Source organism: Bradyrhizobium sp. I71, assembly GCF_022354745.1.
Classification (GTDB): Bacteria; Pseudomonadota; Alphaproteobacteria; order Rhizobiales; family Xanthobacteraceae; genus Bradyrhizobium; species Bradyrhizobium liaoningense.
In genome coordinates this window covers 3854334-3881212 of sequence record NZ_CP059398.1, presented here as the reverse complement: position 1 = coordinate 3881212, position 26879 = coordinate 3854334, and the positions used below count along the sequence as shown (strand labels likewise).

At 62.0% G+C, this 26879-nt stretch carries 27 protein-coding genes and 4 pseudogenes; 6 read left to right on the top strand and 25 right to left on the bottom strand.

Annotated features, from left to right (window positions below):
- Positions 1 to 109 precede the first annotated feature (109 nt).
- The 3 genes from FJV43_RS18895 to FJV43_RS37160 all read left to right on the top strand — a co-directional run bounded on the left by FJV43_RS18895 (position 110) and on the right by FJV43_RS37160 (position 2416).
- Positions 110 to 310, top strand: a complete 201-nt coding sequence (locus tag FJV43_RS18895; protein WP_239629253.1) for a hypothetical protein — start codon at positions 110 to 112, stop codon at positions 308 to 310.
- Positions 311 to 1359: 1049 nt separating this feature from the next.
- Complete coding sequence (locus FJV43_RS18890) at positions 1360 to 2034, top strand: Crp/Fnr family transcriptional regulator (RefSeq protein WP_239629493.1); 675 nt, start codon at positions 1360 to 1362, stop codon at positions 2032 to 2034.
- A gap of 247 nt (positions 2035 to 2281) precedes the next feature.
- Positions 2282 to 2416: a hypothetical protein gene (locus FJV43_RS37160; RefSeq protein WP_256457605.1), complete on the top strand. Its 135-nt coding sequence runs from the start codon at positions 2282 to 2284 to the stop codon at positions 2414 to 2416.
- Here the strand turns inward: FJV43_RS37160 and FJV43_RS18885 are convergent.
- The 3 genes from FJV43_RS18885 to FJV43_RS18875 form a co-directional block, all read right to left on the bottom strand.
- Positions 2388 to 2765, bottom strand: coding sequence for an EAL domain-containing protein (locus FJV43_RS18885; protein ID WP_239629492.1), 378 nt, complete (start codon positions 2763 to 2765; stop codon positions 2388 to 2390). The genes FJV43_RS37160 and FJV43_RS18885 overlap by 29 nt on opposite strands.
- Before the next feature lie 1603 nt (positions 2766 to 4368).
- Entirely contained in the window at positions 4369 to 4689 is a 321-nt protein-coding gene (locus tag FJV43_RS18880) for a hypothetical protein (protein WP_239629252.1), read from the bottom strand.
- A gap of 26 nt (positions 4690 to 4715) precedes the next feature.
- Positions 4716 to 5822: a DUF1236 domain-containing protein gene (locus FJV43_RS18875; protein WP_239629250.1), complete on the bottom strand. Its 1107-nt coding sequence runs from the start codon at positions 5820 to 5822 to the stop codon at positions 4716 to 4718.
- 212 nt (positions 5823 to 6034) lie between these two features.
- Here FJV43_RS18875 and FJV43_RS18870 point away from each other — a divergent pair, with 212 nt between their 5' ends.
- Complete coding sequence (locus FJV43_RS18870) at positions 6035 to 6262, top strand: hypothetical protein (RefSeq protein ID WP_239629249.1); 228 nt, start codon at positions 6035 to 6037, stop codon at positions 6260 to 6262.
- A 252-nt stretch (positions 6263 to 6514) separates the two neighbouring features.
- On the opposite strand, the gene FJV43_RS18865 is transcribed toward FJV43_RS18870, so the two are convergent.
- From FJV43_RS18865 to FJV43_RS18850, 4 genes are all read right to left on the bottom strand, one after another.
- Complete coding sequence (locus FJV43_RS18865; protein ID WP_239629247.1) at positions 6515 to 7027, bottom strand: PRC-barrel domain-containing protein; 513 nt, start codon at positions 7025 to 7027, stop codon at positions 6515 to 6517.
- Positions 7028 to 7147: 120 nt separating this feature from the next.
- Positions 7148 to 8188 (bottom strand): glycosyltransferase family 4 protein, encoded by a 1041-nt coding sequence (locus FJV43_RS18860; protein ID WP_239629245.1) that lies wholly within the window; start codon positions 8186 to 8188, stop codon positions 7148 to 7150.
- 131 nt (positions 8189 to 8319) lie between these two features.
- Positions 8320 to 8529 (bottom strand): hypothetical protein, encoded by a 210-nt coding sequence (locus tag FJV43_RS18855; RefSeq protein ID WP_239629243.1) that lies wholly within the window; start codon positions 8527 to 8529, stop codon positions 8320 to 8322.
- An 89-nt stretch (positions 8530 to 8618) separates the two neighbouring features.
- On the bottom strand, positions 8619 to 9023 hold the full coding sequence (locus tag FJV43_RS18850) for a hypothetical protein (protein WP_239629241.1): 405 nt from the start codon (positions 9021 to 9023) through the stop codon (positions 8619 to 8621).
- A gap of 126 nt (positions 9024 to 9149) precedes the next feature.
- Between FJV43_RS18850 and FJV43_RS18840 the strand changes: the two genes are divergently transcribed.
- Positions 9150 to 9575, top strand: a complete 426-nt coding sequence (locus FJV43_RS18840) for a hypothetical protein (protein ID WP_239629848.1) — start codon at positions 9150 to 9152, stop codon at positions 9573 to 9575.
- 445 nt (positions 9576 to 10020) lie between these two features.
- Here the strand turns inward: FJV43_RS18840 and FJV43_RS18835 are convergent, their stop codons facing one another.
- From FJV43_RS18835 to FJV43_RS18820, 4 genes and pseudogenes are all read right to left on the bottom strand, one after another.
- A complete protein-coding gene (locus tag FJV43_RS18835) occupies positions 10021 to 10443 on the bottom strand; it encodes a hypothetical protein (RefSeq protein WP_239629238.1) in 423 nt (140 codons plus the stop codon).
- An 86-nt stretch (positions 10444 to 10529) separates the two neighbouring features.
- Positions 10530 to 10877 carry a DUF1236 domain-containing protein gene (locus FJV43_RS18830; RefSeq protein ID WP_239629236.1) on the bottom strand — a complete coding sequence of 116 codons (348 nt, stop codon included), beginning with the start codon at positions 10875 to 10877 and terminating at the stop codon, positions 10530 to 10532.
- Between the two features lie 142 nt (positions 10878 to 11019).
- Positions 11020 to 11535, bottom strand: coding sequence for a helix-turn-helix domain-containing protein (locus FJV43_RS18825; RefSeq protein WP_239629234.1), 516 nt, complete (start codon positions 11533 to 11535; stop codon positions 11020 to 11022).
- A gap of 869 nt (positions 11536 to 12404) precedes the next feature.
- Positions 12405 to 13125 (bottom strand): annotated as a pseudogene (locus FJV43_RS18820) (IS21 family transposase); the annotation flags it as partial.
- 351 nt (positions 13126 to 13476) lie between these two features.
- On the opposite strand from FJV43_RS18820, the gene FJV43_RS18815 reads away from it, so the two are divergent.
- The gene (locus FJV43_RS18815) at positions 13477 to 13653 is read left to right on the top strand and encodes a hypothetical protein (protein ID WP_239629233.1); all 177 of its coding nucleotides are present in this window, start codon (positions 13477 to 13479) and stop codon (positions 13651 to 13653) included.
- 532 nt (positions 13654 to 14185) lie between these two features.
- On the opposite strand, the gene FJV43_RS18810 is transcribed toward FJV43_RS18815, so the two are convergent.
- From FJV43_RS18810 to FJV43_RS18745, 14 genes and pseudogenes are all read right to left on the bottom strand, one after another.
- Entirely contained in the window at positions 14186 to 15214 is a 1029-nt protein-coding gene (locus FJV43_RS18810) for an IS110 family transposase (protein ID WP_239629231.1), read from the bottom strand.
- Positions 15215 to 15372: 158 nt separating this feature from the next.
- Positions 15373 to 16962, bottom strand: a complete 1590-nt coding sequence (locus tag FJV43_RS18805) for an IS66 family transposase (RefSeq protein WP_239629490.1) — start codon at positions 16960 to 16962, stop codon at positions 15373 to 15375.
- Positions 16963 to 17058: 96 nt separating this feature from the next.
- A complete protein-coding gene (gene tnpB, locus FJV43_RS18800; RefSeq protein WP_135176416.1) occupies positions 17059 to 17406 on the bottom strand; it encodes an IS66 family insertion sequence element accessory protein TnpB in 348 nt (115 codons plus the stop codon).
- Positions 17403 to 17732 carry a transposase gene (locus FJV43_RS18795; RefSeq protein ID WP_239629229.1) on the bottom strand — a complete coding sequence of 110 codons (330 nt, stop codon included), beginning with the start codon at positions 17730 to 17732 and terminating at the stop codon, positions 17403 to 17405. The genes tnpB and FJV43_RS18795 overlap by 4 nt, the downstream gene beginning before the upstream one ends.
- A 177-nt stretch (positions 17733 to 17909) precedes the next feature.
- A pseudogene (locus FJV43_RS18790) lies at positions 17910 to 18474 on the bottom strand (transposase); the annotation flags it as partial.
- Positions 18473 to 18922 (bottom strand): tetratricopeptide repeat protein, encoded by a 450-nt coding sequence (locus FJV43_RS37245; RefSeq protein WP_345946201.1) that lies wholly within the window; start codon positions 18920 to 18922, stop codon positions 18473 to 18475. The gene FJV43_RS37245 and the pseudogene FJV43_RS18790, both read right to left, overlap by 2 nt.
- A 645-nt stretch (positions 18923 to 19567) precedes the next feature.
- A pseudogene (locus FJV43_RS18780) lies at positions 19568 to 20580 on the bottom strand (cation diffusion facilitator family transporter).
- Positions 20573 to 21472 carry a cation diffusion facilitator family transporter gene (locus tag FJV43_RS18775; protein WP_239629228.1) on the bottom strand — a complete coding sequence of 300 codons (900 nt, stop codon included), beginning with the start codon at positions 21470 to 21472 and terminating at the stop codon, positions 20573 to 20575. The pseudogene FJV43_RS18780 and the gene FJV43_RS18775 overlap by 8 nt, the downstream one beginning before the upstream one ends.
- A 3-nt stretch (positions 21473 to 21475) precedes the next feature.
- Complete coding sequence (locus FJV43_RS18770) at positions 21476 to 22336, bottom strand: hypothetical protein (protein WP_239629226.1); 861 nt, start codon at positions 22334 to 22336, stop codon at positions 21476 to 21478.
- A complete protein-coding gene (locus FJV43_RS18765; RefSeq protein ID WP_239629224.1) occupies positions 22333 to 22827 on the bottom strand; it encodes a hypothetical protein in 495 nt (164 codons plus the stop codon). Before FJV43_RS18765 ends, FJV43_RS18770 begins: the two co-directional genes overlap by 4 nt.
- Before the next feature lie 26 nt (positions 22828 to 22853).
- Positions 22854 to 23093 carry a PilZ domain-containing protein gene (locus tag FJV43_RS18760; RefSeq protein ID WP_239629222.1) on the bottom strand — a complete coding sequence of 80 codons (240 nt, stop codon included), beginning with the start codon at positions 23091 to 23093 and terminating at the stop codon, positions 22854 to 22856.
- 26 nt (positions 23094 to 23119) lie between these two features.
- Positions 23120 to 23435: pseudogene (locus tag FJV43_RS37240) on the bottom strand (hypothetical protein).
- A 1-nt stretch (position 23436) separates the two neighbouring features.
- The gene (locus tag FJV43_RS18750; RefSeq protein ID WP_239629215.1) at positions 23437 to 24609 is read right to left on the bottom strand and encodes an OpgC domain-containing protein; all 1173 of its coding nucleotides are present in this window, start codon (positions 24607 to 24609) and stop codon (positions 23437 to 23439) included.
- Positions 24606 to 26849 carry a heavy metal translocating P-type ATPase gene (locus FJV43_RS18745; protein WP_239629213.1) on the bottom strand — a complete coding sequence of 748 codons (2244 nt, stop codon included), beginning with the start codon at positions 26847 to 26849 and terminating at the stop codon, positions 24606 to 24608. Before FJV43_RS18745 ends, FJV43_RS18750 begins: the two co-directional genes overlap by 4 nt.
- Between the last annotated feature and the right edge of the window lie 30 nt (positions 26850 to 26879).

The window sequence follows — 26879 nt, the reverse complement described above, 5'->3', positions numbered from 1 at the left end:
TGGATCGTAATCCCGCTCTTGGCGTGTACGCAAGCGCATCCATCAGGCTTGACGTGGGTGCCGCAAGCCGTTGAGATTAGGCTTTCAGTGAATGTTGCGGGGGTGCGTCATGGAAGAGTTCTACAGAGGCTTTGCGCAACGGGCGCGCGATCTGGCGGAGGCCGCGGATCCATTTACCAAGCGGCGGCTACTTGACCTGGCTCAGCGGTACGATCTCAGGAGCAGGCCGGGCGCAGCGAGCGGACGGCCCCTTCCAACGCAGCGGGCCACGCCACCGACCGTGCTATTTTCCGGTTCCGGCGAAGCCTGACGCTCCCAACTATGCGGCAGCGCGAAGCCTTCCTCACCGGCCTCGACCACGTTGCTCAGGACATTCGGCCAACGCATGGCGCCAGCGTGTTGATCGCGCGAGCTCCAAGACAAGACTTGGATAATCGCTCCTGCTGACAAAGCCCTGATGCTGTAGGCGATTCCGGACGGAGCGCTCCGCATCGTTGCCCACCGGCAATTTGGTAGAACGGAAGGCAATCGATCAGCTTCCGCGATTCCACCAGGATTGCCTAAGCTTTAGTTCAGATTGTGGTCAGATTTGCTCAGCCGGATGCTGATAACTCTGGCACTGAGCTCACGTGACCGATGCTATGGAATTGCCGGAAGAAGACCTGATGATCTGCGATCGATGCCGCATGCCCATGCAGCATTTGCCGGACCTTCGGAGCATTGGTTGCCATCCGGCAGCGAGTATATTCCGAAGCAGTGCCTGCAATGCCGTCGTCTCACTGCCTTGGTGAACTTGCCACGTGCGATCCGATCGATAGAGGACGGACTGCTCCTCCTGAGACTTTCCCGCCAACCAACAGTTCCGCCAGAAGACACCTGCCATCCGAACTCGGGGTTTTGGTCAATATTGACCAGCCCCGCTGCCACGAGTTGAGGCAGACTGGGTCCATCGCCGCTCCGACAGGCAGTTATCGGCGACGGAGAGATCGGTAATGCTGCCGCCTAACTTCCGGGAAAGCAGATGTCATCTATCCAGCCAAACCCACTGTTCAACCGCGCCGAGTTCGGAATTCACCCGTGTCTCAGGTGCGGCAAGCCTATGCGGCTCGTTTGCATCGAGCCCGACCAGCCTGGTCACGAAGTCCGGATCTTCGAGTGTCCGGAATGCAAAACGACGGGCAAGTTCAAAGCCGTGATCTAGTCGCCGATGGGCAGAGATCGGCTGGTCCCAACGTTCGCTTCGCCAAGGCGCGGAGTCTCGCTCTGATGACGGGACGACGGGTCCATCCGCGCGGCTGGTTTATTGGCACCGCCTTCAGGCGGCCGGCCAAAGTAGACGTCATGAGGACCAAAATCGGCATGGCCGGCAGGACCAACACACCATATGACCCGAGGGATTTTCTCGCCAACGTGGGCGAGGGAAAGACCATCCTTGAACTCGGCAAGGGCGACGTCATTTTCACCCTTGGTGACGAGGCGAATACGATCTTCTACATCCAGAAGGGGCGGGTGAAGGTTGTCGTCGTATCTGAGCAAGGCAAGGAAGCTGTCGTCGGTATCTTGGTGCCGGGCCAATTCTTTGGCGAAGGCTGCATGAACGGTCATTCGCTGCGGATTGCGACAACGACGGCGATTGAGTCCTGCTTGATCACGGCGATCACGAAAAGCGCCATGCTCGCCGCCTTGCGCGATCAGCCTAAGTTCTCCGAATTGTTCATGAGCTACCTGCTCACCCGAAATAGTCGGATCGAAGAGGATTTGATCGACCAGCTCTTCAATTCCAGTGAAAAACGGTTGGCGCGCCTGCTTCTCCTATTGGCGAATTTCGGGAAGGAGGGGAGCCCTCAACTGATCAGCCCCAACATCAGCCAGGAAACATTGGCCGAGATGATCGGAACGACCCGATCCCGCGTCAGCTTTTTTATGAACAAGTTTCGCAAGCTCGGCTTGATCAACTACAACGGAAAGATCGAGGTCAACAGCTCGCTGCTGAACGCCGTCTTGTACGACAAGCCCGAGATCCAACGCGACTGATAAATCGATCAGCGGAAGCGCAAGGAGGCCGCCGCAACAAGACCTGATCGAGACCGGTTGAACTCGTCATCCAAACTACGCTCAAATCCGAATAGCCCTAACGAGTTGGTGCGGCGACGATGAACTTTCCAGTCTTGCTCTTGCCCGTATCTGACCACAAGTGTCCTAATTCGCTGTCGGAACCTAGTTCGTCTGAACCGTTGATCTAGCTCAACGGCCCAATCTTCGTCCCGTCGAACCATCGCGCATGGCTGAGCCCGAGAAACCAAAGCCGGCTGAGGAAGCCAAGCCCTCCCGGGTCGAGGAAGCTCGAAGCGTCATCGAGGAGTACGCGAACGGCCTCCGCGAGATCATCAGAAAGCTGCGCCAGAAGCTGCACTAAGTCGCCTGCCGCTTGCGTGGAGGCGGCAGCCTGGCGGCCGGGTTCCTTCGCTCCTCGCGAGCCGGCCCTGCGGGCGCTTACCCAGGATATCGAAGGCTCGGAGCCGAAGCGTCTCGCCTTGCTCAGACGCCAGGCTGCGAGGCCGGCCGATCAAGTATCCCTGCATCTCGTCGCAACCCTGTTGCCGGAGAAGCGACATCTGGGCGTCGGTCTCGATCCCCTCCGCGAGCACCGGCACCCCTAGGCCGTGGGCAAGGCGGATCACCGCGCGTACGATGGCCAGCGACCGCTCGCTCTGCCCCAGCGAGGCGACGAAGGACCGATCGATCTTGATCCTGTCGAGAGGCAAGACTTCAATGTACGACAAGGAGGAATAGCCAGTACCGAAGGAGTCTGGGCTAAGCGCCTCTTTTCGTCGAGATTTGAGGTTTCCATCCTCATCGGGATAATCTGAATCAGCTTTTGCGTCGCCACCACGTGAGCAAGCGCCCGATCTCGGCGAGCGACCTTGCGGATCGAGTTGCGGACTTTTCCTCGTGCGGGCTGATCGACGGCGCCTCGTCTAGCGCGCGAAGTTGCTGCATTTTCCTTTCTAGGTTAGGAGGCAAATCGGTTTGCTCCCTTAGCACTGTGCGCAGGTGCTCACCGATCTCACGCCTGATTGCATGGCTGTGCGTTTGGTCATCGAGAAGTTTCGCATACTCTCGATCCGCAATCAGGTTGAATTTCGCGACCACAATCTGCCTCGAACCAGGCAGGCACCATCCTATGGAAAATGCGGAGACCGTTGCTTTTTGCTATCTACGCGGACGCTGGTTGCTAGACAGCGGGTCCATCGCTATCGACCTTTGGCTATCCTGCGACGTGCGCTGCTTGTCTAAACAGCGGGCGACGGTCTCACACACCTAATGTCGTCAATGAAAGGGCGTTCCGCTGGCACGGGAGTTTTCTGAGTTTGGGGAAAGCCACGGGGCCGCCGCGATACATAGGTTGCCGCGCTCGCCTGATCTCTGATGAGAGTCCCAATCCTCAAAGCCAAACAATGTCAGGATTTGAGGGGAACTCGCATGGCTCAGAGAGACTTTCTTACGTTGCCGCGAAAACGCCAGTTCATCGGAGGAGACGCGCTTACACGAGAAGGTTTTTCGTAATCAGGCTTGCGGCCTGTGCCGCTACCATCGCCTCACTTCAAACCGCTTCGGCGATTTCCGTTGCAGCACCTGGCGTGCTTGGCGCGTCCGATAATGCCGTAATCCAAGTCAAGGGCGGCCACGGTCACGGCCACGTGCACCGATGAGGACACCGGGGCGGCCGCGGCCATCATTACGGGTGGCACCGGGGGCGTGGCCACCATTATGGATGGTACCGAGGTCGTGGTCACCACTATGGGTGGAGGCACCACCGCCATCGCTGGTGAGTTCGAGGGGCTGCGCTTCGCACAGGCGCGACCTAAAAGACAAAAGCCGATTCTCAGAGCCGGCCTTCGGTTTTTCAATCCCTGAACGAATAAGTAGTGCGCAACCACCCTAAGCGTCGTTCTCGGGCCACGGCTCTCGATTCTTCCGGCTGAGCTAGTCCAGAGGTGACTAGGACAGGATGCTGTTCTTCGTCTTCGATGTCCTCTGCTGAATGGCAAGGACCTTGGGCGAGAGCCGCAGATTGAGCGCAAGCGGCTGCTGCAAAACCTGATTACGGAAATGAGTTGGACGATCCGCCGCCCCCGTCCCCTTCGTCGGCCAATATCTTCCCCCTGACGCCGTTGACGAAGTGCAGAAGGCCGCAAGCCAAGCACGACACGGCTGCATGCGCGCTGCCGTGGGGATACGTTGCGAACACAATGCTACCCGTCGCTTTCGCGCGTCCTCCACGGGGAGCTGTTCAGACGCCACAAGCTGCAGCAGGCCGATCCATGCAGCAGGCGCCGCCCTATGGGGCGGCGCCAAGATTGTCAGTTACCAGCGGCCGGTGCCGAAGCTGAAGCCGATGTTCGGCCCCCCGCCGTAATAGCCGTAGCCGCGGTCGTAGTAGCCCGGACCGCCGTAGGAGCCGTAGCTTCTGCGCACCACGTAGCGGTCGTCGCCGCCGTAGTAGCGCTGCACGTATCGTGGGCCGCGGGTCCGGTAGCAGCGGCCGTACTCGCTGCAGACCAGGCGGACCTGATCGATGTTTGCCAGCTCCGCCGACCCGATCGGGGGGGCATTGAGCGGAGCTGCCGAGGCTGCCGAGGCCGCCATGACGGTGGCAGCGAACGCTGCGAAAGCGATAGTCCTCATGGTGTTTCTCCTTGGTAATGACAAGATCAATCGATCTCTTCGATGACGCGACGTTCCCCTGGTTCGACGATGTAGGTGCGGCTATCCCGGTTGATGTACCGGTACTCCCGCAGGCTCGGTGCCTCGCGGTAAACCTCCTCGGGGAAAGTCTCGACTTCCACGCCTTCCGGGAGGCGCTCCCCCCTGCGGATCTCGGTGCGCACGGTGCTGCCGGTGGTCTGCCGCTCGCGCTCGACAGGGCGAGGCTTGGCGTGCTTCCGGATCACCTCGCGATCACGATCGCTGAACGTCGCCTTGCGTTGCTCCGTCCTCGCCGGCGCAGCGGCCGTCGAGCGGCCGGAGTACGGCAGGACCGTCACGATCTTGTAGGTCGACGGCTCGACGATCACGATCTCGTCCTTGACCAGGACGAAGTTGTAACCGCGGTACTGCGGGACAATCTCGACGACCTCGGCCGGCAGCGGCTGCAGACGGACGTCGCGCGGCACAACCGTGCCCACCGACAGGGAGAAGTTCACGCTGGTGAGCGGCTGCACGTTCAGGTGCGAAATCGACGCGCTGATGCGGGTCCGCTGCTGGTCGTTGATGTTCACCGACGCGTTCACGTTGGTGTTCGACGAACGATCTGCCGTGTTCTGCTGATTGTTGGGCTGCTGGGCGGTGTTTGTCGATCCGCTACCCGACGGCGATTGGGCCTGGTTGGTGGTTGAGGCTGGCGGGTTGGCGCTCTGCGTCTGGTTGTTTGTGTTCGAAGGAGGATTGGTCTGCGCCTGGCTGGAAGGCGCCCTGGTCTGGTTGGACGGCTGATTGGTCTGAGCCTGGTTGGTGGAGTTGTTCGAGGGCGCTTGGGTGGTGTTGGTGCCCGCGCCCGAATTGGACGACTGGCCTGCAGCGGTCTGCCCCGTCGATGACGGAGATTGCGTCTGGGCGGAATTCGTCGAAGGACTGGTCTGCGCGGATCCGGACGAAGAGTTGTTTGCCGGGGCTGAGGTAGAAGACGACGGCGTCGAGGAATCCTGCTGACGCTGGGTAGAAGTCGGGCTGGAGCTCGACGAGCTCTGCGAAGATTGAGCGAAAGCCGAAGTCGCGATCGCGATTGCAGCCGTCGTAGCCAATAATAAACGCTTGTTCATCTCTGAAACCTCCTAAATGCGGACGCCGGTCAACCCGCAGCGACAAGCGGGGTTCCGTTGCGGGAAAACTTGGCAATCTCGGCTCGATTTCTTCCGGATGCCGCAAGATTGCTGCTGTAGCGAAATGGCAACGACGATATCGCCCGTGGGAACAAGCGGAACTTCGACGACGAACGCTCGTTTGCAGTGATACAAACACTGAGGAGGACATCATGAAGAAGTTGATCGTATGCGGCGCGCTCGCCGCTTTCGCCCTCGGCACCCAGGCCGCCAGCGGCGCCGAGTTCTACATCGTGCGCGACGCCACCACCAAGAAGTGCACCGTGGTCGACAGCAAGCCAACCACGACCACCACCACGGTCGTCGGCAACGGCGTCTACAAGACCAAGGTCGAGGCCGAGTCCGCGGTCAAGACCACAAAGGTCTGCACCGAGCAGTAACTGCTCGACGCTTCGTTTTTTAATCAACCATGGAGGCGTAAATGCCTGTCTTGATTCTGTGGGCCGTTCCTGCCGTTCTCATCGTCGGCGGCGTCGGCTATTTCCTGGTTCACATGCACTGAGCAAGTGGACGCATCCTTGAACGGCCCGTCCGGCATCTCCGGGCGGGCCGTTCTTGTTTTAGGATGCCTCGCGTGGAAAAGGGGGGCCTCTGGATGGAGGCCCCCGATCCCGAAAGATCTTTTGCGAAGGTCAGTTGTAATCCGAATACTTGAACTGCGGGAGCGCCTTCAGTTGCTCCTTGTTGCCGCTCATGACCGCATGGTCGGGGACCCAATCGTTCGTGTTGCGGCTCGACGTACTCGTCGAAGCCGCACCGGTGGTCGTGGTCTCGCGCGTGGTGGTCGAGTTGCCGGTCGAGCTGGTCCGGACCGGCTCTTCGACGAACTTCAGCTTGTCCATCGAGACCGCGATGTCGTGCTCGCCCATCCCGAGGAAGCCGCCGATACCGATCACCACAGCATTGATCTTGCCGCTCTTGTCGACCAGCAGTTCGTTGATGTCGCCCAGCTTCTCGTTGGCCTCGTTATAGACGTTCAGGCCCATGAGCTTCGAAGCGCGCCAATTGTCCTTCAGCATCATCTTGTCGGCGGGTTGTGCGGTGGCCGTCGGCGCGGCGCGGTCGGCCGGCTGAGCGGATTGCGCGAACGCGGCGCCGCCGATCACGGCAGTGCTCAGCAGAGCGACGGCAAGAAAGCTTTTCATCGAATTTTCTCCTCCAGGTGACGCACCCGTTCGGATGCCCGCCCCAACGCGTATGATTGCCGCTTGTTCCCAGATCGGAACGTGCGACGATCTCTTTCGAATCCTTCGCGCTCGGATGCGTCAGGCGCGACAGCCTCCGCGAGCGAGCAGCTTGCGATAGCTGTCTTCATAGCGCCGGGCCATGCGGTCGGCTGCAAAGCGCTCTTCGAAACGGGCGCGGATCCTGCTCCGATCCAGTCGGCCCGCTTTCCCAACCGCCTCGATCGCCTGCTCCTCGCCATCGACTATAAAGCCGGTGACGCCGTCCTCGACCACTTCCGGCACCGATCCGGAGCGGTACGCAATCACAGGCGTACCGCAAGCCATCGCTTCGATCATGACGAGACCGAACGGCTCCGGCCAATCGATCGGAAACAGGAGCGCGGCGGCCCCCGCGAGGAAGGGCTCCTTGCGGGCCTCATCCACCTCGCCGACGAGCTTGATCTCCTTGCCGTCGATCTCGGGCTCCAGCTTCTTCTTGAAGTACGCCGTCTCTGCCCGGGGTATCTTGGCCGCTATCCGCAGCGGCATCCCGACGGCACGTGCGATGCGTATCGCATCTTCCGGCCCCTTTTCGGCCGTGAGCCGTCCGAGAAACGCCAGATACGAACCGCTTTCGAACGACGGTCGAAACTGGTCCTTGGGAAGCCCATGGGGGATCGTCGCGATCCAGTTGGCGTCCGGAAGCGGACGGCGCTGGTTGTCGGAGATGGAGACGAAGGGGGCCTCCGGAAAAGCGCCGATCACGTCCGCCAGGCCGGGAAGGTCGAGGCGTCCGTGCATGGTCGTCAGAAACGGCACTCCCGTGCGTCTCAGGACCGGCAGCGGCAACCAGTCGACATGGGAGTGGATGACGTCGAAGTCGCGCGCGCGCTCGGCGATCGCCTCGATGAGGAGCGCGCAGGCGGCGTTCGGATCGGCGCCCCGCCGCCCCAGGCGCAGCGCGCGCGGCCAAACGGCATGAAGCTTTCCCTTGGTTCTCGAATCGCCGCTTGCGAAGAGGGTGACGTCGTGTCCGTGTTGGACGAGCTCGTCCACCAGCCAGGCGATTACCCGCTCTGTGCCACCATAGAGCTTCGGCGGAACGCTCTCGGCCAACGGAGAAAGCTGGGCAATCCGCATCGGTCAGGCCCCAAAGACGAGCCGCAAACCGATCACGACAGCCGCGGAGATCAGAAACGAAATCGCGAGCAGCGTCCAACTTGGCCTTGTGCTTCCGCGGGCTGCGCGCACGACGAGCATTTTCATGCTCGTCAACATTCGTCTCTAGGAAGACGGTGCAGGTAGGCGATACCGAAGCTCGCGAGTTCTTCGGTGTCGCTCTCGCGCTCTTCCCATCTCCTGTGCAGGTGGCGCTCGAGCAAGCAGCGCCGGCTGTCGCGAGCGCAGACCTCGGGGTGCCGCGCCCGGTACACCGTCCATGCCGTCTCCGCGGCGCTCCTCAAGACGACATCGTCGACCATGCTCACTCTCCGGAGACGAACCCAATCGCTGCCAACTCAAGGCACCGCTGAAAGTTTCCGGTTTTTCCCGGTTCCGGACGAGAGGTGGTTCAGGATGCCTTGGCGCGCGCTCGCGCACGTGCTGCGCGGCGGCGCTGCAGGCGCTGGTTTCGGCCGGCCCTTTTGGAGACGACTAGCCTGGGCGCCGGCTGAGCGAACGAGAGCTGCTCGACCGGAGCGTCTAGTGCGGTTTGCGTTCCTGAAGACCTGGCTTCCATGAAGTCGAGTACCGTCCTGCCCTTCTCCGTGATCCGCCATCCTCCGTTCAGGCGTTCGATCAGCGCCTGCGAGAAGATGTCGAGATCGGGGACACGCGCGGCGAGGCGCTTTGTCCGCTCGGACCAGTCGCGGCCGCTAGTCGCAAGGATCGCCATGTCACGCTTGAGATCCGCCATGACGGCGAATCCATCGGGATAACTCACCAGGATCTTCAGCACTGTGACCTGGAAGTTCACCCTCGCCCTCCGCTATCGCCACATGGTGGGAGCGTCGTGGAGCGCTTCGCGCCCCACCTGCGCCAGGCTCTCCGGCGCTGTCTCGCCCTTTGACGTCGCTTCCAGTAGTTTAGAGGCGACGTGCGTGTGAGCTACGGCCTGAAGGCGCGGAACGTCTTCGCAGACCTCCTCGAACACGGCGCGCAAAAGCGCCGTCGCTGCTGGATCGAACATGGGACGCCCCAAGGAAAGAGAGATAGTTTACCGCAAACGCACGCTACCGCCACTCAACATCGTCTGCGCTTCACTGGTGAAGACGCCGAGCGCCTCTCGGAAGAATGCTGCAGCGCAACATCGATCGCGAACCCGTCGAGCGCAGATGCATTGTTTCGAGCTGGATCTCTTCAGGCAACGCTGCCCCGGCGCCGAGCAATCCATTGCCCGCTCGCCGTCGGGGCCAGCAGAAACCATTGCCTGTTCTTCCCGTTGACGCCGAGCAACGTGAAAGGCTTTTCGATGAAGAAACTTGCAATGTCGGCGCTGATGGTGGCGCTCTTGGTCTCGCCTCGGTAGCCACGACATCTCCTGCCGAAGCCCATTGGCGAGGAGGTTGGGGCGGCTGGGGCCCGGGCCTCGCGGGTGGCCTGGTCGCGGGCGCGGTCATCGGCGGGCTTGCTTCCTCGGCCTACGCCTGGGGTCCGGGCTATGGCTATTACGGCGGGGCCGGCTACTACCGGGACGGTTAATACGGTGGCCCTTACGCCTCCGACTACGGGTACGACGGGCCCTATCGCTGGGGCGGCGGATGCACCACGACCTATTACACGGCGCCGGTCTCCTACGGCTATCGCTATCGCCGCGTCGTGCGGCCTGCCTACGCCTATTACGGCGGGTCCCATCCGGTCGTTCGGCATCGCTGGCATCGTCATCGATCACTGGTGAGATCGGTCCGACCGCACAATGAAGGCCGCGCGTTGGACGCGCGGCCTTGCGTGCGGGACCGACCTAGAACTTCCGCTCACCACCATCCGCCGGCAAATGGGTCGTGTCGGTCGAAGGCAAGCCGTCGCTCGGATGCCCTTCTCGAAGGCTGGGCCGAGCGCTTCGGCCGCGGACTGGCCCCCGCGTAGACGTGAGCAGGCGGCTCTTTCTTGATCTCGGCCGAAGGTGCTGCAGGCATTGCGGCCATGGCTTGACGAACCTGCTCCTGCGGGCCTTCAGGGATGGGATCCGCCTGCGCGACCTTGGGCACGTCAGTACGCGGACTTGTGTCGAACACGATCTTCTCCGGAAGACTTTTCGCCGAACTGATCCGGATGATGGTTCTGTCAGGATCCGCCGCGGCGGCAGTTTCGACTGGAGCGGGCAGGTAACGGTCCGCAGCGAAGAGCAGGGCCAGCAACAGACCGCCCACAAAGACGAAATATCGAATGATCGGCATGAACTGGCCGCTCGTGAAAGGGGGTGAGATTTTGGGCGGGCCGGATCGGCGTGGCGGGCCGCTGACTTCAGCGACCCGCCAAGGACTCAGTCGATCTCCTGAACGACCGTGCGGGTCGACGGGTCGACCAGCATCACGCGCTCGCCCGAGTAGACATAGCGGTACTTCGTGAGCGAGGGACCCCAGTCGGCGGGCACCGCCTCGAGCTCGACCTCGCGCGGCACGGGCTGGCCGATCACAATCTTCTCGCGGGTCTGCACGGGACGGACCTTGTGTTCGGTGACGTAGGTGCGGATCTTCGTGCGGTATTCTGGCTCGATCTGCACGGCGGCAGCATGACCCGTGCCGGTGGTCGTGGTGACGACCGTAGACTGCGCCATCGCACCGGTCGAAATCAGCGCGGCGGCCGCGCAGGTCAGCATCAGCTTCTTCATGAAAATCTCCTGGCCGCAGGATGCGGCCTGCGAGAACCCGCCAATGATGGCAAGGTTCCAGCCCCGCCTCCTGGGCTGCTACCCGGTCACATCGCCGCTGGTCAGGGGCTTGATGCGCCCATGACCGGGCCTTCTCGTCGCATTAAAACCAACTCAGGAGCTCGCTGGGGTAAAGGCCGACGAGGTCGCGCACCTTGGCCACAAAGTTCGGATCGGTCGAGAGCTTGAATGTCGCCAGCCGGTGCGGCTGAAGCCCGAAGGCCCGCCAGATGCGTTGCACCGTCGACACCGACAGCCCGCTGGCTTTCGCCATGCTCCGAGAACTCCAATGAGTGGCGTTCTCGGGGCAGCTTTCCAGAGTCCGCACGATCACGGCTTCGATGCGGACATCGTCATGGTGCGCGGCGCCCCGGACGCGGCTGGTCGTGCAGCCGGCCACGCGCTGCTTTACAAAACGCTGCCGCCACTTGCCTACCGTTCTCCGCTCCAGGCCTAGCTTGGCCGCCACTTCATTGTTCTGCCCGCCTTCCGCGCAGGCCAGCACGAACCGGGCTCTCAGAGCCAGCGCCTGCGCCGTCTTCCGCCGCATTGTCAGCGACTGAAGTTCGGCAAACTCATCATCGCTCAATATCAGGGGCGCAAGTCGCTGGGCCGACATCAGATCCTCCGTCGCTGTTACAGCGGCCATCTCTGGCACAGCGACGCGAATCCACTGCGAATCTACGATTGCGAACTTGTAACTCGGGACACTAGTGGACCACCGCCTGTCAAACTTGTTCGCTCAAATCGCAATGCCACGACCGGCCAGAGCGGAGAATTGCACGATGGGGGCATGAGCACCTGCTCGAGGCCGTACAGCACGGCTTGATGCAAACCAACAAGCCATGCGCCAGCGTCGCGAGACGGTCGAGCGTCCGTCCGGGACGATGAAGGCTCGCATCGGGAGCAACACACTTCCTCACCAAGACCCTTCCGAACATTGCCGCCGAGATGGCACTCTCCGTCCTGGCCTATAGTCCTATAATCTGACGCGGGTCATGAACATCGTTGGGACAAGCCGTTGATATCTGCGATCGCGGCCTCAGGCCGAACCGGGTCTCTCAGAACCGGTCTTCTTTAGGAACGTTTTTACATGGCCAAGACCCAAAGCAGACACGGTGAACACCGGGCGGCCGGCAGCCACTGACTGCTGGGACGCCGGGCCAACCGGACCTTCCGGAATACGCGTACCAGTGCTCTTCATGGCCTCCGTGCTTTGCCAGCCAATGCGGTTGCCGAATAGGTGATGCTGCCGTCGGAAGCTATCGGCAAGGTCTCGCGCAAATGGTCTCGTTGAGCGTTGTCAAGTCTGGCGACGCTCTTGCCGGGCGGCGAGAAGGGCAAGGTCTGAACTCCCAATACTCGTCAAAATTCCGGAAGCTTTGGTCGACCTCAATTTCAGTCACCATGATGGCGTCATATCCCGCCGCGGCGAGCGCGGCATGCATTCCGTCTGTCGAGCCTTCCGGAACGAGAGGCGAACGCAGCGTGCGCGCTCTCCATCGAGCCGTTCTCGTGTGCGATGCCCGCATTGTTGCGCGGTGTTGCCATGCGGTAATGGCCCATCAGCGCGGCGTAGCGCTATGTCAGATCCCCGCGCATCGGCCGCCAGATTGCGGTACGCCGCGGACAGACTGTCGCTACGATGTCCCGCGGCGCGCCGCCGAGCGCCCACAGGGCGGTCTGCAGGCCCTCGGCCAGGGCGACGAAGCTTTCGCCGCCGAGCACGACATAGCATGCTCGGAGCCGGAGAAGGCCAGCCGGAAGCGATAGAGCCGGTGATCGAGCGTCTCACGGCGATGGTAATGCCGAGCGCGCTTGTGTCGGTGAAGTCGGACAGACCCAGACGGCCGGGCTCATCCTTCCTGGCGGAAGATCACGTCCTGTTCGGGGCCATTGAGCGACCACCAGGCATTGATGCGCCGCTCCAGCGTGCGTCGGTTGTTGGGGTGAGGTCGGGATGCCGTCGGCGCAGTTCGTCCAGCACGCCGATCACGGGGGTGCCCGGGGGCAGCCTCTAGGATCGGAAGGATCTCGGCGTCCCAATAGGGCGCGAGCGGATCGAATCGTCGCCGGCCCCTCGGCGCCTTCTTCTGCGATGGCGGACGCACATCGCCCTCGATCCGCTACGCGCTCGCTTTCGAGAACCCGCCTTGGCCCCGGCGGCCTCGGGGGACAATGTGAGTCGGTAGGTCATGTATGGCCTCATTTGGTGGTCGGTGATGTGGAGGCCAGGCACGGCGCCGATTCCCTCTTGGTCGAGACGAATCAACAGCTTGCACCAATCCCGCCCGGCCGCCAGACGGGTTCAAAACTGCGCGACGCCGATGGGGACGGTCTTCCGGTCGGGCTACGCCCTCCCTTCGGTCCGTCCCCACCGGCGCAGTCTCATCCTGATTGTCGCTCGAGTCTCACCCTGCCGCGCAAAGGAGTACGGAGCGCTCGCTGCCTAGATCCTCGGCCCGTAGGAATACGGGACTATGGCCATCGACCCTCGAAGAGCTTGCCTTTCTGTAGCGTGCGCGACCGAATGTCCGCTCTGGCATCGCATGAGGGGTTGATGGACGAGCGCAAATTCAAACTCGCAAGCTTCTTGGATCTCCAAGCCCTGCGGCTGCTGCACGCCTTCTTCAGGATTGACAGCCCCGAGCGCCGCCAGGAGGTGATCCTGCACGCGGAGAAGCTCGCCTCACCCAACCCAGATGCCAATCCTCCTTCGAGCGGAGCAGCTCGTTAGCGCGAGCCGGGGAATTTGGCACAGTCTGCTGCCAAATTGAGGTAGCGCCGTATTGCACAAGGCGATGGAACACGTGGAAAAGCGGCAGGTATGACATTCGGAAGCTCACCCTGTGTAAGCAGGCGGAACGTACGCATACGACGAAGACCGCCTGATTGACGCATGCGCGCGGGCACGGCGAGTTCTATGATGGCGATGCGTGAAGGTCAGCGGCTTGCTGATCAGTGGGGTTGTCGGCTTGGCGCAGGAGCTTCCATTCCCAAGGCAGCAGCTCGTGCAGACGCAATGAGGGAAGATCGGCTGTCAATCGGCCCTTTAATTGCGGGCTGTTGTCAAGCTGCCATTCTTTCTCTCCAGTGGCACGCCGGTAGCGATTGCTCCGTCGGAGCTGGTCGGGTTGCGGAGACGGAGCGATCGCGGATGGCGAGACGATCGCCTAGCGGGATTGGATAATCGACGTCCTTGGCGGCTTCGGCGTAATTGGATTGATGTCGTAGCTGGGGTCATGGTCCTTTCCGAGGTCGCGAGCGCCTCATGATGATGTCCGGATCGAGCGCCTCAACGTTTGCAGCGGAGTGCGGACGAACCGCCTCCAGCCGATTGACCGAGGTCGCCACGACCACCGTCCCAGCGGGACATCGCCAGTCCGGCGGGGCCGGACCAGGAGCTTGTAAAATAGGATTATGCCGCCTTCGCCTGCCCCCAGTCGAACGATGTGCCGTCGACCCAGATGCAGAAATCGATCGCCCCAACGAGATATCTTGCCGTTGGTGTCAGTTTCACCAGATTGGTTGCGTCGCGGCGTAAGCCCCAGATAGGCGCCAACTGTCGAGGCCGATCGGAAGCGCGAGGGATCATCGATCGTATGGCGGAAAGTTAGGGCAGTCACGACGCCAACACCCGGGACCGTCATCAGACGGCGCGTCGTCTCGTCCTGCTTTGCCAACCGGCGGACTTGGTCATCGAACTTATTCTGTTGCTGACAGACGTTCTCATGGATCGACAAGAGCGGCGCTATCACGCTCAGGAGCTGATGATCATCGCCCAAAAGCTCGTGGACCTGGTGGCGGAACTGCAGGCCGATTGCGCGGGGGAACAATAATCCATACTCCTTGATCAGGCTGCGAACCTGGTTCTCGATATCCCGGCGAATGGTCACGAGACGAAATCGCGCAACGAGTATCGCACGAATCTTCTGGCTTTCTTCGCTCTTGACCTTCACCTCCCGGTACCAACCGACCCGCACCAGTTCGGCGAGACCTCGCGCGTCGTTTTGATCACTCTTGTTCATGCGAACCGACAGGGCTGCGTGCGCGTGCCGAGCGTCGATACAGACAACGGGAAGATCAACCCTGCGGAGTTCATGCCACAGCCAACTCGCCATCGCGCCAGTCTCGAATCCGATGCGCTCGGCATGGGGCGCATGCTTGCGAAGCAGGCTGGTCAACGCGCCCGGATCAGATTTGGCCTTTCCTTCGAAGATTACTTGTCCCATCTCGCCAACTACGCATATCGCCGTTTCCCTCTGCGAGACGTCCAGCCCAACGTATTGCTTCATCATAGCTGCTCCGAATCGTTTGATTGCGAGAGCCTGACAATAGCGAGAGTACCTTCCTCCCGAACGTCGACCGCAATTACGTCATCGTTTGCAAATTTGGCTCTGACGCAATCTTGGTAACCGTCCGGTGAGGGCCGCGGGATGATCGAGCGGCGTCCCGATCAGGCAGCGGACTGAACGGGGGTTCTCTTCCATTCCCAAGGCAGCAGCTCATTGAGGCGACCTTGCGGGGTGCTGGCGATGCGGGCCAAGACGTCTGCCAGCCAGGCTTGCGGATCGACGTCATTGAGCTTTGCCGTCATGATCAGCGTCGCCATGATGGCGGCGCGGTCGGCACCACGCTCGGAGCCGGCGAAGAGCCAGGACTTGCGGCCGAGAGCAAAGCCGCGCAGCGCTCGCTCCGCCGCATTGTTTGTCAGGCAGATCCGCCCATCTTCGACGAAGCGAGCGAACCGATCCCAGCGGCGCAGCATGTAGTCGATTGGCTTGGCGACCGATGACGAGTTCGACAGCCGCGCGCGCTGCTCGCGCAGCCATGCCAATGCGTTTAAGAGCACGGCACTTTGTTCTTTGCGCATCCGTAGCCGCTCTTCGGCGCTTTGGCCGTTAATGCCGCGCTCGATGTCGAACAGCGCATCGATGCGCTTGACCGCCTCCAGGGCGATCGGCGAGATCGCCGCGGCGTTCTTGTCTCGCCTCGCATTGGCGGCGATGTCCGCCAGCTCAAAAAATTGCCGCCTGGCATGAGCCCAACAGAGTGCGGGCGTGACCGGTCCCTGCGCGCGCGAGGCGTCATACAGCTCGTTATAGCCGCTATAGGCGTCGGCCTGCAGGATGCCAGTGAAGCTTTGGAGATGCCTCGTGGGATGCTCCTGTCGTCGATCGCGCGAGGCGTAATAGAGCGCGGCCGGCGGCGCCCGTCCGCCAAACGGCCGGTCGTCGCGGACATAGGCCCAGATGTGCCCCTTGACCGTCTGGCCCTTGGCCAGGATCGGCACCGTGGTGTCATCGCCGTGCAGCCGCTCGGCGACCAGGACGTGGCGCTCGATCAGCCCATGGAGAGGCTGCAGGGCTGCCGCACAGGCGCCGACCTGGTCGGCCAGTGTCGACAGGCTCAGATCGATGCCCTCCCGGGCATAGCGGTCGCTCTGCCGGTTCAAGGGCTGATGCTGGCCGAACTTCTCGAACAGGATCATGGCCAGGAGGTTGGGCCCGGCGAAGCCGCGTGGCGTCACGTGGAAGGGTGCCGGCGGCTGGGTGATCGTCTCGCAGCCCCGGCACGCGAACTTCTCCCGCAACGTCTGGATCACCTTCCACTGCCGGGGAATGACCTCCAGCGTCTCGGTGATATCCTCGCCCAGCTTCGAGAGCCTCGATGAGCCGCAGCAGGGACAGCTCTCCGGCGCCGGGATCACGACGCGCTCGCGCGGCAGATGCTCGGGGAACGGTTTGCGCGACGGCCGCGTGCGCTTGAACGGCTGCACGGTCTGTGTCTTGGCCGCGGCCTGCTCGGCTGCCAGTTCGTCCTCGGTTGCAGTTGCTTCCAGCTCTTCGAGCTGAAGCTCCATCTGCTCCAGGAGCCGTGCCTTGCGCTCCGAGCGGGTGCCATAAATCTGGCGGCGCAGCTTCTCGATCTCGAGCTTGAGGTAACTGATCAGCGCCTCGGCTGCCTTCGCGTTGGCAGCTTCCGCCTTGGCGCTCGCCGCGACTGCTTCCGCTTGACGGCGCGCGGCCCGTTCCGCGAGGATCATCGCGTGTGCGGCGGCCAGATCGGTGGGAAGCGATTCAGATGTGGTCACGACGATGATGGAATCACATCCATCACGATCCGCAAGCTCAAAGCTCTCTCATCCGACCGATGTCGGCCGCCACGTCTCTTGTGGGTGCCGCCAGTCGATCCCGGACAAGAGATAACCGAGCTGCGCCGACGAGATCGTCACCACACCCTCAGCCGGGCTCGGCCAGATGAAGCGACCCCGCTCCAGGCGCTTTGTGAACAAGCAGGCGCCCTGGCCGTCATGCCAGATCACCTTCAAGAGATTGCCGCGACGACCACGGAAGCAAAACAGGTGACCGCCCAGCGGGTCGCGATGCAGGATCTCCTGAACCTGCAAGGCCAGCGACGGAAAGCCCTTCCGCATGTCGGTATAGCCGGTTGCGAGCCATACCCGCACGCCGGCAGGCAACGGGATCATCGTGGCCGTCCATCGGTCAGCGCCGCCACGACTGCGCTCAGCGTCGCGGCGTCAACCGCGCCCGTGATCCGCATCCGAGCTCTGGCCGCGAACTCAATCTCGATCGCGCCGCAGCTCCCGGCGGGCGCCGTAGACGGTTGCCGGTCTGGCGCAATGGAGACCGCCGCAAAACAGACTTCGTCACTCCGCTGCGGCATCGGCTCGGGCCCGCAAGCAAGGACGCCTGTACGGACCTGCCGCCGCCAAGCCGTAACCAGATTGCGGTGAACATCATGTCGTCGAGCAACCTCGACAACACTGGCCCCAGGCGCCAGACTCTCCTCCACGATCCGAAGCTTCTCCGCACTGGTCCACCGCCGTCGCCGCTCTGGACCAGACAGAACCGTAACCGTCGTCACGTTTGCTCATTTGTTTGCAAATTAATGAGCAAATCATCTCATGCTCGAACCCGATCCGGGAAGGCGGCTTCCACCGGAGGCTTACCAATCTTGGTGCAGATCCAATTATTCTGCGCCGATTAGTCTCGCTTGAAGCAGATCGAGTTTGCCGCGGCCGTACATCTGACGTTTGACGAGCTTGAGGCGCGTGATCTGACCTTCGGTCTGGCCATTAGACCAGGGCAAAGTGATTGCTGCCCGGACCGCTGCGTCGTCCCTTGCGACGCCACTGGCGAACGAGGCGACGAGACTAGCGCGGGCGCGCTCTATCCACGTCATGAGACCCGCCTCCGTCTTGCGCCGGATCATCAGATGGAATTCGGCAATCATCTCGCGTGCCTCGACCAAGGTTGGCACGCCAGCTTCGATCGCCGCAACCGTCACGGTCTCTGCTTCCGTGAGCAAGTCCGCCCGATTATCATGAGGCGCGCGATCGTTCTGGCCGACGGAATCCTCTGAAGGTTCGTGTGTCGGCTCTTTCCGCCCGTCGTCTGCGGGTTGTCCACTCGCTGATGACTCGGAGCGAGCCTCGGAAGCCCCGCCCTTTTAAACGACGCCAAAGTTCAGCCCCGTTACGGCAGCCGGACGCCCACTGCTCGTCCAGCCATGGTAAATGTAGATCCAACGAACTAGGTCGCGGCATTGCCGGGGTCGATCGACTGAGCCCGGTCGAAATCCGCCAAGGCATCCTTGTAGCGTCCCATTGTCATGTAGGCGCTCGCCCTGTTCGACCAGAAGATCGGATCGGTGCCGTTGAGCCGGATGGCATCTCCGAAATCTTTGATCGCTTTGTCCGGCTCTCCAAGCATCAGGTACATTCCACCCCGGTTGCTATAGGCATCCGCGAAGTCGCGCAGCAGATCGATTGCGCGGTCATAATCCGATATCGCAGCCCAATAGTCCTGCTTCGCGATATAGACGTGAGCACGGTTATAGAAGGCCTGTGCTGCCTTGGGATCGAGCCGGATCGCTTCCCCATAGCTTTGGATGGCCGAATCGATCTCTCCCTTGCGTTCGTAGACCGAGCCCAAATTGTTGTGAATGAGCGCGTTGGTCGGGTTCAGCCGAAGGGCTTGCATGAGATCGTCACGCGCCTTCTCGAATTCCCGACGATCGCCCCACACTATTGCGCGATACACGTAGGAATTCGGGAAATCTGGCAACAGCGCTATCGCGGCGTCGAGGTCGCCCAAGGCAAGATCGCGCAGCCCGAGCGCCTCATACGACACCCCTCGCCCGTACAGGATGAAACCGCGTTGCTCAGGAGTAGATTGTCCCTGCTTGATCGCTTCGTTGAACAATTGGATGGCCAGCGGAAACTGTTGCCTGTCCTTTGCCGCGAAGCCTTCCCGTGCGAACTCGCGCGCGGTCTGGGCGGCTGTCGGCGAAACCAGCCAACAGACCATCAGCAGACAAAAAGCCACATGGACCGACCTTCCGCCACTCCCGAGCAGTCGCTCGCAAAATCTGCCACCGGCATTGGCCGCTCTGGCTTTCTCGGAAGCCGCCGTACTCAATTTGGAAATCGTCTGGCCGAAAACCTTCCATCGACACCTACCCAGCATTCTTCGCAGGAAAAAAGCCAGCCACCGGGCTCGGTTCGCCAGTCCCCGTCGTGCGGACAGTTCGGACATGCTGCCCTCCCTCTTTGGTTTACCCCATCGATCTCGATATCAAGCGTCGATTGAGACGGCGCTCGAGCTTGCTTCTCGCCCTCGTCCACACTAGACCACTTCGTCAGGCGCCAAAGCGCACTCGTTGTTCTCGTCGACTTCGATCTGCAGGGTCGCGTGTCCGATCTTGTGCTCCGTCCGGAGCAGTCGAGCCGTCTCCATCAAGAACTCGTCGCCGGGATGCCCGGCGGGCATGACCAGATACAGGTGATCGCGGTTTCCGTCGTAGAGATCGGCCAGATGTGCAGGTCATGGATCTTGGAGACGCCAGGGCGCCGCAGCAGAAACGAGCGGACGGCGTCCATGTCGGTCCCGGCCGGCGCGGCGCTCAAAGACATCGCGACCGAGCCGCGCAGAAGGCTCCAGGTGCTCCACAGGATGACGGCGCAGATGACTAGGCTCATGCCGGGATCCAGCCAAAGCCAGCCGGTCCAGAGAATGAGCCCGGCGGACGCAACGACGCCGGCCGAAACAGCAGCGTCGCCAGCCATGTGCAGAAAGGCGCCTTGGATGTTGATATCGCCCTTGCGGCCGCTGGCGAACAGCATGGCGGTGGCGCCGTTGACGACGATGCCGATCGCGGCGACAACCATGACGGTCAGGCCGGCGACGGGCTCCGGTTCGTACAGCCGGAGGATGGATTCCCATCCGATAGCGCCGGTCGCGACCAGAAGAAAAACGGCGTTCGCAAGCGCCGCCAGGATCGACGCCCCCTTCAGACCGTAGGTGAAGCGACCGCTGGGCGCCCGCTTCGCGGCGACTGATGCGGCCCAGGCCACGACCAGGCCAAGGACATCACTCAGATTGTGTCCGGCGTCCGCCAGCAGCGCCGTCGAGTTTCCGAGGTAGCCGTAGACGGCTTCGGCCGCGACCAAGGCGGGGTTCAGCCCGATGCCGATGGCGAAGGCCCTGCCGAAGCTCGCCGGAGCATGGACGTGTCCGAGCCCGGCATGGTCGTGGTCATGACCGTCCTGGTCGGAGCCGTGCCTATGATGAGCATGATGCCGAGAATCATGACCGGCATGCCCTCCCGACCTGGCGTCGCGGTGGCCCGTCTCAGACATGGAGTACGGTCTCCTCCACCCTCATGGCCTCGTCCTCGACCTGGATCGTGGTGTGGTCGATGCCGAAGTCATCCTTCATGAGGTTGCGGGCCGCCCGCAGCGTCTCCCGACTGGTCGACATGTTTGCCACAACGAGATGGCAGCTCATGGCGTCGAAGCCGGACGTGACGCTCCAGACGTGAAGATCGTGGACGGCAACGGTCCCAGGAATGCCGAGCAGCTTCTTCTCGATCGCGCCGGTATCGACATTGGGAGGCGTTCCCTCCATCAGGATGTGGGTGACCTGGCTGAGGAGCGACCATGTCCGGGGCACGATGAAAAGGCCGATACCGGCTCCGATGATCGGATCGGCAAGCGCCCACCCCTTCCACATCATGAGCAGCGCGGCGACGATCACTCCGATTGACCCGAGCATGTCGCTGAGCACCTCGAAATACGCGCCCTTGACGTTCAGGCTTTCGGACGACCCGCTCGACAGCAGCCGCATGCTGACCAGATTGACGGCAAGGCCGATTGCCGCCACGACGAGCATCGGTCCGCTCAAGACTTCGGGGGGTGTCAGGAAGCGTTGATAGGCTTCGTACAGGATGTAGACGGTCAGCAGCAGCAACACGACGGCGTTGGCCAATGCCGATAAGACCTCCATCCGGAGATAGCCGAAGGTGCGTTGCGGCGTCGCCTCGCGTGCGGCAAAGCGGATCGCCAGGAGCGCCAGCGCGAGACCACCGACGTCGGTAAGCATGTGGGCTGCATCCGCGAGCAACGCCAGGCTACCGGTCACCAGCCCTCCGATGACCTCCGCGATCATGTATGTCGCGGTCAGTGCGAGCGCCCAGGCGAGCTTTGTCGCGTGCCTTGCGCCGGCCGTTCCGACGGATCCTCCTCCGTGCATGTCTCAATCTCCCGTCGTGACCGGTTCTCGCGCGGCGTCGTCCGGAACGTCGAGCGATCGGCGGAGGTTCCGCTCGAGCTCGTCGAGCAGAAAGAAGCTGACGTCGTCCACCGAACCGTGCCCCTTGGCGAATGGCTGCTCAAGGAGCCGGACGAGGTAGAGGACGTAGACGAACATGTAGGTGATGAAACCGAACAGCAGTGCGGATGCGGGATCGCCCTCGGTCTTCAACAGCAGCAGAAGGAGCACTATCGATCCGACGAGGGTCTGCACCAGAACGTGGACGGACGGCACGAACTCGACGCGCTGAATGGTGTAGATCCGGAGCAAGGCTCTCCGGATAACGTCCTGATTCGTCCGGAGGCGAACGACGAAGTTCGCCGCCATGCCCATGCCCTCGAGCTGGCCCAAGATCGGCGTCAACCTGGCAAGCTCAGCGAGAGCGGGAGGAACATCCTTGTGATCGTTTTCGTGCCCTAGACCATCTCGAAGCCTGTCGATGACCGCCAGCAGCAACTGCCGAGCCTTTCGTAGCTCAAACGCATCGTTGGTCTGCGCGAAGCAAGCGAGGTCGCCGTCGATAGCCTCAATGGAATTCCTGAGATCGGCCGGAATCTTTTCGGCCTCCTTGTAGTCCTGAAGGATGCTCGATAGCAGAAAGCCAACGATGAAGACGGCGCCGCCGATGCCGCTGGTCACCAGGCCGTTCAGATCGAGGAATTCGACTCCGAAGTAGTGGACCGCGACCTTCGCCGCGCTCAGAATCAGCACAACGACTCCCACGGTGAAGAACAGCCGGAACTTCTTCCAGAGAGAGATATCAGCGCCGCCAAAGTGAAGATGCGAGATGATCGACGATGTCACCGCTCGATACCCTTTCCGAATAAGGGAACGGGTGCGAATGTGCGTCCGTTCCAACGTAGAATAACCGGCCGATCTCCCGCGAACTCCAACCCGGCGGTCCCGCCGTCGTTGATCAGCTTCATGTCGTCGATGAAAGCGCTGAATACCCGGCGTGAATGCCCACCCTGTTCCAGATAGACCTCATGGAGGCATCGGTCCGCCCTACAAATCGCCTCTCGCCGCTCGCAGGCGAAGTTCTCGAAATGCAACGATCTGAAATGCAGGCCGCCGGCCTCGATTGTGGTGGAAAAGTAGTGCGTGGCGGCAGCTTTCCCGCCGCATTGTCTCTCCAGGCGACTCAGGTCATGACGGATGTCCGGGGGAAGCAGATCGATGTGCTCGGCCGCGAAAGGGCGCTCGCTGGCAATGCTGCCCCGCGCCTCGGCGACGCCTACTGCCGCGATCAGACCCAAGACACTTCCGAGCGCCAAGAAGAGCCCGTCCTTCCACATCTGCGACCTCCGATGCCGTTCCGTCCTCACCCCTTGAACTTCACACCCCTTCGTTTCTCCTTGATCCACGCGACCCGAGAGTTGCGCCGTATCGCGTCCTTAGGTACGACGAGCGTGAATTCGCGGGGGATGCCGACTTGGCTTTCGACCTCCAACATCGCACCTTGGTCGCTGAGGTTCCGGATCGAGCAATCGATGGCGGAGCTGCCGAACTCGATCGATCCCTTTTTAAGTACCCTCCGGCGTTGATCTCCACGTCGTTCCATTGCAGTTGCTGCGGCGTATCATCAGTTCAGTCGGCGGCCTTCTCTGCCTTTTCGCCCTGCTTCACGATATCGCCATCGGTAAAAAGGATTCCTTTCAGCTCCTCGCGCCACTGTTTATTCCGCCGCAGAAGGAATTCCAGGTTCATGCCGAAATGCTTGAACTCCTCCTTTTGGGCGTTGGCCATGATGGCCTTTCGCCTTCTTGTCCTTCTCGACTGACATGCGCTGTTCGTACCAATTGATGGCCTCGGCCTCCTCGATCAGCGAAGCGATCATCCGCGCGAAGGTGCGCACCTCTTGCGAAAGCTCCTGGGGCGGTTCGTGGTATTGATCGAAGCCCATCTCATAGTTCCCTTCGTGCTAGTCTTGGTTGCGGACTTGCTTCGCGCTCGACGGGTCGTCGATCAAATGCAGCGCGAAAATCTCTCGCCCAGGTTTTGAAATAGGCGACGGAGATCATGATGCTGATGCCCGCGGTGCTGACGACGACCTGGAAGGCGAGCGAGTCGGAGACAAGGTCGATCGCGAAGTAAGCGACGAACGCGAGGAATACGCCCGCACAGAAGACTTCGAGCGAGCGCTCTCCGCACAGCCGCAGCGGCCGAAGCCACGACGTCGACAGGAACGGCGCGTCCTTCGGAATCAATCGCGAGATGACGATTGCGACCGCCAGAAAGTGGACGATGCGATACGGTGCCAGATTCGTCTTGTCGTTCGGAATGAATGTCGAGCGGACGGTATCGAGGATCAGATTCTGATGGCCGGTCCGAGTCGCCAGTGTGATGAACGCGGCGAACAGGAGAAAGAGACCGGCGACAGCGAGGGTGGTTTTCGAGTTGATGAGCGCCCTTGCCGCGGTCGCTCCTCCGACGGCGACCCACGCTCCGATGACGAAGAGAAATTGCCATGCGAACGGATTGAAGTACCAGTGACCGGCGGGGTACGCGCGTAGATTGCATCCTGCCTGTGCGGCGATGTAGACGCCCGCCGAGATCACCAGCGCGATGTTCGGCCATCTGATGAGAACCCAGAGCAGCAGCGGAAACGCGACCATCAACGCGATGTAGAGCGGTAGGACGTCGAGATTCAGGGGCTTGTATTCGAGCAGAAGGCCGTGCTTCAGAAACTCGACGGGGTCCCTGATGAGAAGCCGAATGTTAAACTCGTCCAGCAGATGAGCATGCCCATACCGTTGCGCTACGTAACCTATGGTGACCACGTAAAAGGCAAACAGCAAAATGTAGGCGATATAGAGCTGCCAGGCTCTGCCGAGAACGCCGACCACGGCGGCGAGGAAACCCCTGGCTCGCGCCATGCGGGTATACACCAAGGCGGCCGTGTAGCCCGAGACGAACACGAACAACTCTGCAGCGTCGCTGAAGCCGTAGTTCCGAGCCGTAATCCAGGCGACCGCGTTATTCGGAACATGATCGAGGAAAATCGCCCAGTTTGCCACCCCCCGAAAGAGGTCTAGGCGCAGGTCGCGACTGCCGCTTTGTGCCCTCTCCGCTGTCATCGGGACGCGCCCTTGTCGGATGGTCCATGACCGCTTGGGACAGAGAGCAGACGCAGCGCGTTCAAGGTCACTAGGACGGTCGCGCCGGTGTCGGCGAGGATGGCCGGCCATAGGCCCGTGATTCCGACGACGGTGGAGACGAGGAAGATCGCCTTCAGTCCCAACGCGACCGCGATGTTTTGCCGGATGTTGGTCATGGTCCGCTTGGACAGGACGATCATGGCCGCGACATCCGACACGCGCCCGTGCAGCACGGCGGCGTCGGCGGTCTCCAGGGCGATGTCGGTGCCGCCTCCCATGGCGATGCCGACGTCGGCGGCCGCGAGCGCCGGCGCGTCGTTGATGCCGTCGCCAACCTTCGCGACAACGAAGCCCTCCTTTTGGAGCCGGCCGATGATGCGCTGCTTGTCATCTGGAAGAAGCTCCGCTTCGACGTCGATGCCGAGCTGTTCGCCGATGGCATCGGCGGTCCTCCGATTGTCGCCGGTCAGCATCACCGTCCGAATGCCGGCTTCCGCAAGCAGCTTCAGGCCCCTTTCCGCATCCGGACGAGGCTCGTCACGCATGGCTATCGCGCCGGCTATGCTGTCGTCCAAGACGAGCAGGGAGACCGTCTTGCCTTCGTCATTGAGAGCAGCGATCCGTGCCTGCTGGGCATCCGAGACGGCCGCCAACTCCGCAGCGCCTTTCGCGGAACCGAGGAAGACCTTCGTTCCCTCCACCATTGCCCGCACGCCCTTGCCGCCGATGGCCGAGGCTTCCGAGGTCGGCGGGATTTGCGTCCGTTGCTCCGCCGCCTTGGACAGGATGGCGGTTGCGAGCGGATGGCTCGACCCCAATTCCAGCGCGGCCGCGAAGCGCAACACGTCGCCCTCGCTGCGGCCGAAACCGACGATGTCGGTGACCTGGGGCTTGCCGGCGGTGAGCGTGCCGGTCTTGTCGAGCCCCACTGCGGTGACCTTGCCGACCTTCTCGAGCACGGCGCCCCCTTTCAGGAGCAACCCTCGCCGGGCACCCGCCGCAAGGCTGGCGGCGATGGCCGCCGGGGTCGAGATGACCAGCGCGCACGGGCATCCTATCAACAGGACGGCGAGGCCCTTGTAGATCCACCCGTTCCAGTCTCCGCCAAACAGCAGCGGCGGCAGAATCGCAACGAGTGCTGCGACCACTACAACGCCCGGCGTGTAGTACCGGGAAAACCGATCGATGAACCGCTCGGTCGGGGCCTTCGACTCCTGCGCCTCCTCGACCAGCTTGACCACGCGGGCGATGGTGTTGTCCGCCGCAGCGGCCGTCACGCGGACCTTGACCAGGCCGTCTCCATTGACAGTCCCGGCGAACACGTTCTCGTCCCGCCCCTTTCGGACGGGATTGCTTTCCCCGTTGATGGGGGACTCGTCGATGGCGCTCTCTCCGGAGACGATGACCCCATCGGCCGGGATCCGATCGCCGGGACGCACCTGGATCACCGCGCCGACTAACAACGTGTCGGCCTCGACCTCGCTCACCCGGCCCTCGCTGTCCTCGAGGCGCGCGGTCTTGGGTACAAGCTTCGTCAGACCCTGGATGCTGGCGCGCGCCCGGCTGGCCGCCACGCCCTCCAGAAGCTCGCCAATCAGGAACAACAGAACCACCGTAGCCGCTTCTTCGGTCGCGCCGATGAAGACCGCTCCGACCGCCGCAATCGTCATCAGCGTCTCGATCGAGAACGGTGTCCCCGCCATGGCCGCCGAGAAGGCCCGCTTGGCGATCGGGACGAGACCGACCATCATCGCCAGCAAAAAGGCCCAGCGCTCAAACGCGGGCACGCTCTTCCCGACCGCGAAAGCAACCGCGAGCGCCACACCCGATGCGATCGTCAGGCGGGCCTTTCCGGTCTGCCACCATGGCCTGTCGCTTGGCTCGCGATCATGATCTTGACCCCGTGAAGGACCGGTTCGTTCTTCGGACTCGATCGGGGAATGCTCACGGGCGCTTGCCTGGTCGCTCTCCGCGACCGTATATCCGAGCGACGAGATCTTGCTCGTCATCTCTGCAGAGTTTGCGTTGTCGTGCCTCACCGTGACCGTGCCGCGGGAGACCGAGACATCCACGGTACGCACTCCGGGCATCCGGTTCAGCGCGTTCTCGATCTTGATCGCGCAGCTCGCGCAGTCCATTCCCTGCACCTGCAGGCGCGTGGTGATCGCCTGCGAGGCAGCCGTCGAGCCATCCTCGTTTCGTGCGTTTGGACGTGTCATCGTGCCGCCCTTGCCATGGTCTGCCGCGAT

Excerpts from the sequence above, each read along its gene's own strand:
- FJV43_RS18895 (WP_239629253.1), top strand. The coding sequence starts at position 110 with ATGGAAGAGTTCTACAGAGGCTTTGCGCAACGGGCGCGCGATCTGGCG.
- FJV43_RS18890 (WP_239629493.1), top strand. The coding sequence starts at position 1,360 with ATGGCCGGCAGGACCAACACACCATATGACCCGAGGGATTTTCTCGCC.
- FJV43_RS37160 (WP_256457605.1), top strand. The coding sequence starts at position 2,282 with ATGGCTGAGCCCGAGAAACCAAAGCCGGCTGAGGAAGCCAAGCCCTCC.
- FJV43_RS18880 (WP_239629252.1), bottom strand. The coding sequence starts at position 4,689 with ATGAGGACTATCGCTTTCGCAGCGTTCGCTGCCACCGTCATGGCGGCC.
- FJV43_RS18875 (WP_239629250.1), bottom strand. The coding sequence starts at position 5,822 with ATGAACAAGCGTTTATTATTGGCTACGACGGCTGCAATCGCGATCGCG.
- FJV43_RS18870 (WP_239629249.1), top strand. The coding sequence starts at position 6,035 with ATGAAGAAGTTGATCGTATGCGGCGCGCTCGCCGCTTTCGCCCTCGGC.
- FJV43_RS18865 (WP_239629247.1), bottom strand. The coding sequence starts at position 7,027 with ATGAAAAGCTTTCTTGCCGTCGCTCTGCTGAGCACTGCCGTGATCGGC.
- FJV43_RS18860 (WP_239629245.1), bottom strand. The coding sequence starts at position 8,188 with ATGCGGATTGCCCAGCTTTCTCCGTTGGCCGAGAGCGTTCCGCCGAAG.
- FJV43_RS18855 (WP_239629243.1), bottom strand. The coding sequence starts at position 8,529 with ATGGTCGACGATGTCGTCTTGAGGAGCGCCGCGGAGACGGCATGGACG.
- FJV43_RS18835 (WP_239629238.1), bottom strand. The coding sequence starts at position 10,443 with ATGCCGATCATTCGATATTTCGTCTTTGTGGGCGGTCTGTTGCTGGCC.
- FJV43_RS18830 (WP_239629236.1), bottom strand. The coding sequence starts at position 10,877 with ATGAAGAAGCTGATGCTGACCTGCGCGGCCGCCGCGCTGATTTCGACC.
- FJV43_RS18825 (WP_239629234.1), bottom strand. The coding sequence starts at position 11,535 with ATGTCGGCCCAGCGACTTGCGCCCCTGATATTGAGCGATGATGAGTTT.
- FJV43_RS18815 (WP_239629233.1), top strand. The coding sequence starts at position 13,477 with ATGGACGAGCGCAAATTCAAACTCGCAAGCTTCTTGGATCTCCAAGCC.
- FJV43_RS18810 (WP_239629231.1), bottom strand. The coding sequence starts at position 15,214 with ATGATGAAGCAATACGTTGGGCTGGACGTCTCGCAGAGGGAAACGGCG.
- FJV43_RS18805 (WP_239629490.1), bottom strand. The coding sequence starts at position 16,962 with ATGATCCTCGCGGAACGGGCCGCGCGCCGTCAAGCGGAAGCAGTCGCG.
- tnpB (WP_135176416.1), bottom strand. The coding sequence starts at position 17,406 with ATGATCCCGTTGCCTGCCGGCGTGCGGGTATGGCTCGCAACCGGCTAT.
- FJV43_RS37245 (WP_345946201.1), bottom strand. The coding sequence starts at position 18,922 with ATGCAAGCCCTTCGGCTGAACCCGACCAACGCGCTCATTCACAACAAT.
- FJV43_RS18775 (WP_239629228.1), bottom strand. The coding sequence starts at position 21,472 with ATGCACGGAGGAGGATCCGTCGGAACGGCCGGCGCAAGGCACGCGACA.
- FJV43_RS18765 (WP_239629224.1), bottom strand. The coding sequence starts at position 22,827 with ATGTGGAAGGACGGGCTCTTCTTGGCGCTCGGAAGTGTCTTGGGTCTG.
- FJV43_RS18760 (WP_239629222.1), bottom strand. The coding sequence starts at position 23,093 with ATGGAACGACGTGGAGATCAACGCCGGAGGGTACTTAAAAAGGGATCG.
- FJV43_RS18750 (WP_239629215.1), bottom strand. The coding sequence starts at position 24,609 with ATGACAGCGGAGAGGGCACAAAGCGGCAGTCGCGACCTGCGCCTAGAC.
- FJV43_RS18745 (WP_239629213.1), bottom strand. The coding sequence starts at position 26,849 with ATGACACGTCCAAACGCACGAAACGAGGATGGCTCGACGGCTGCCTCG.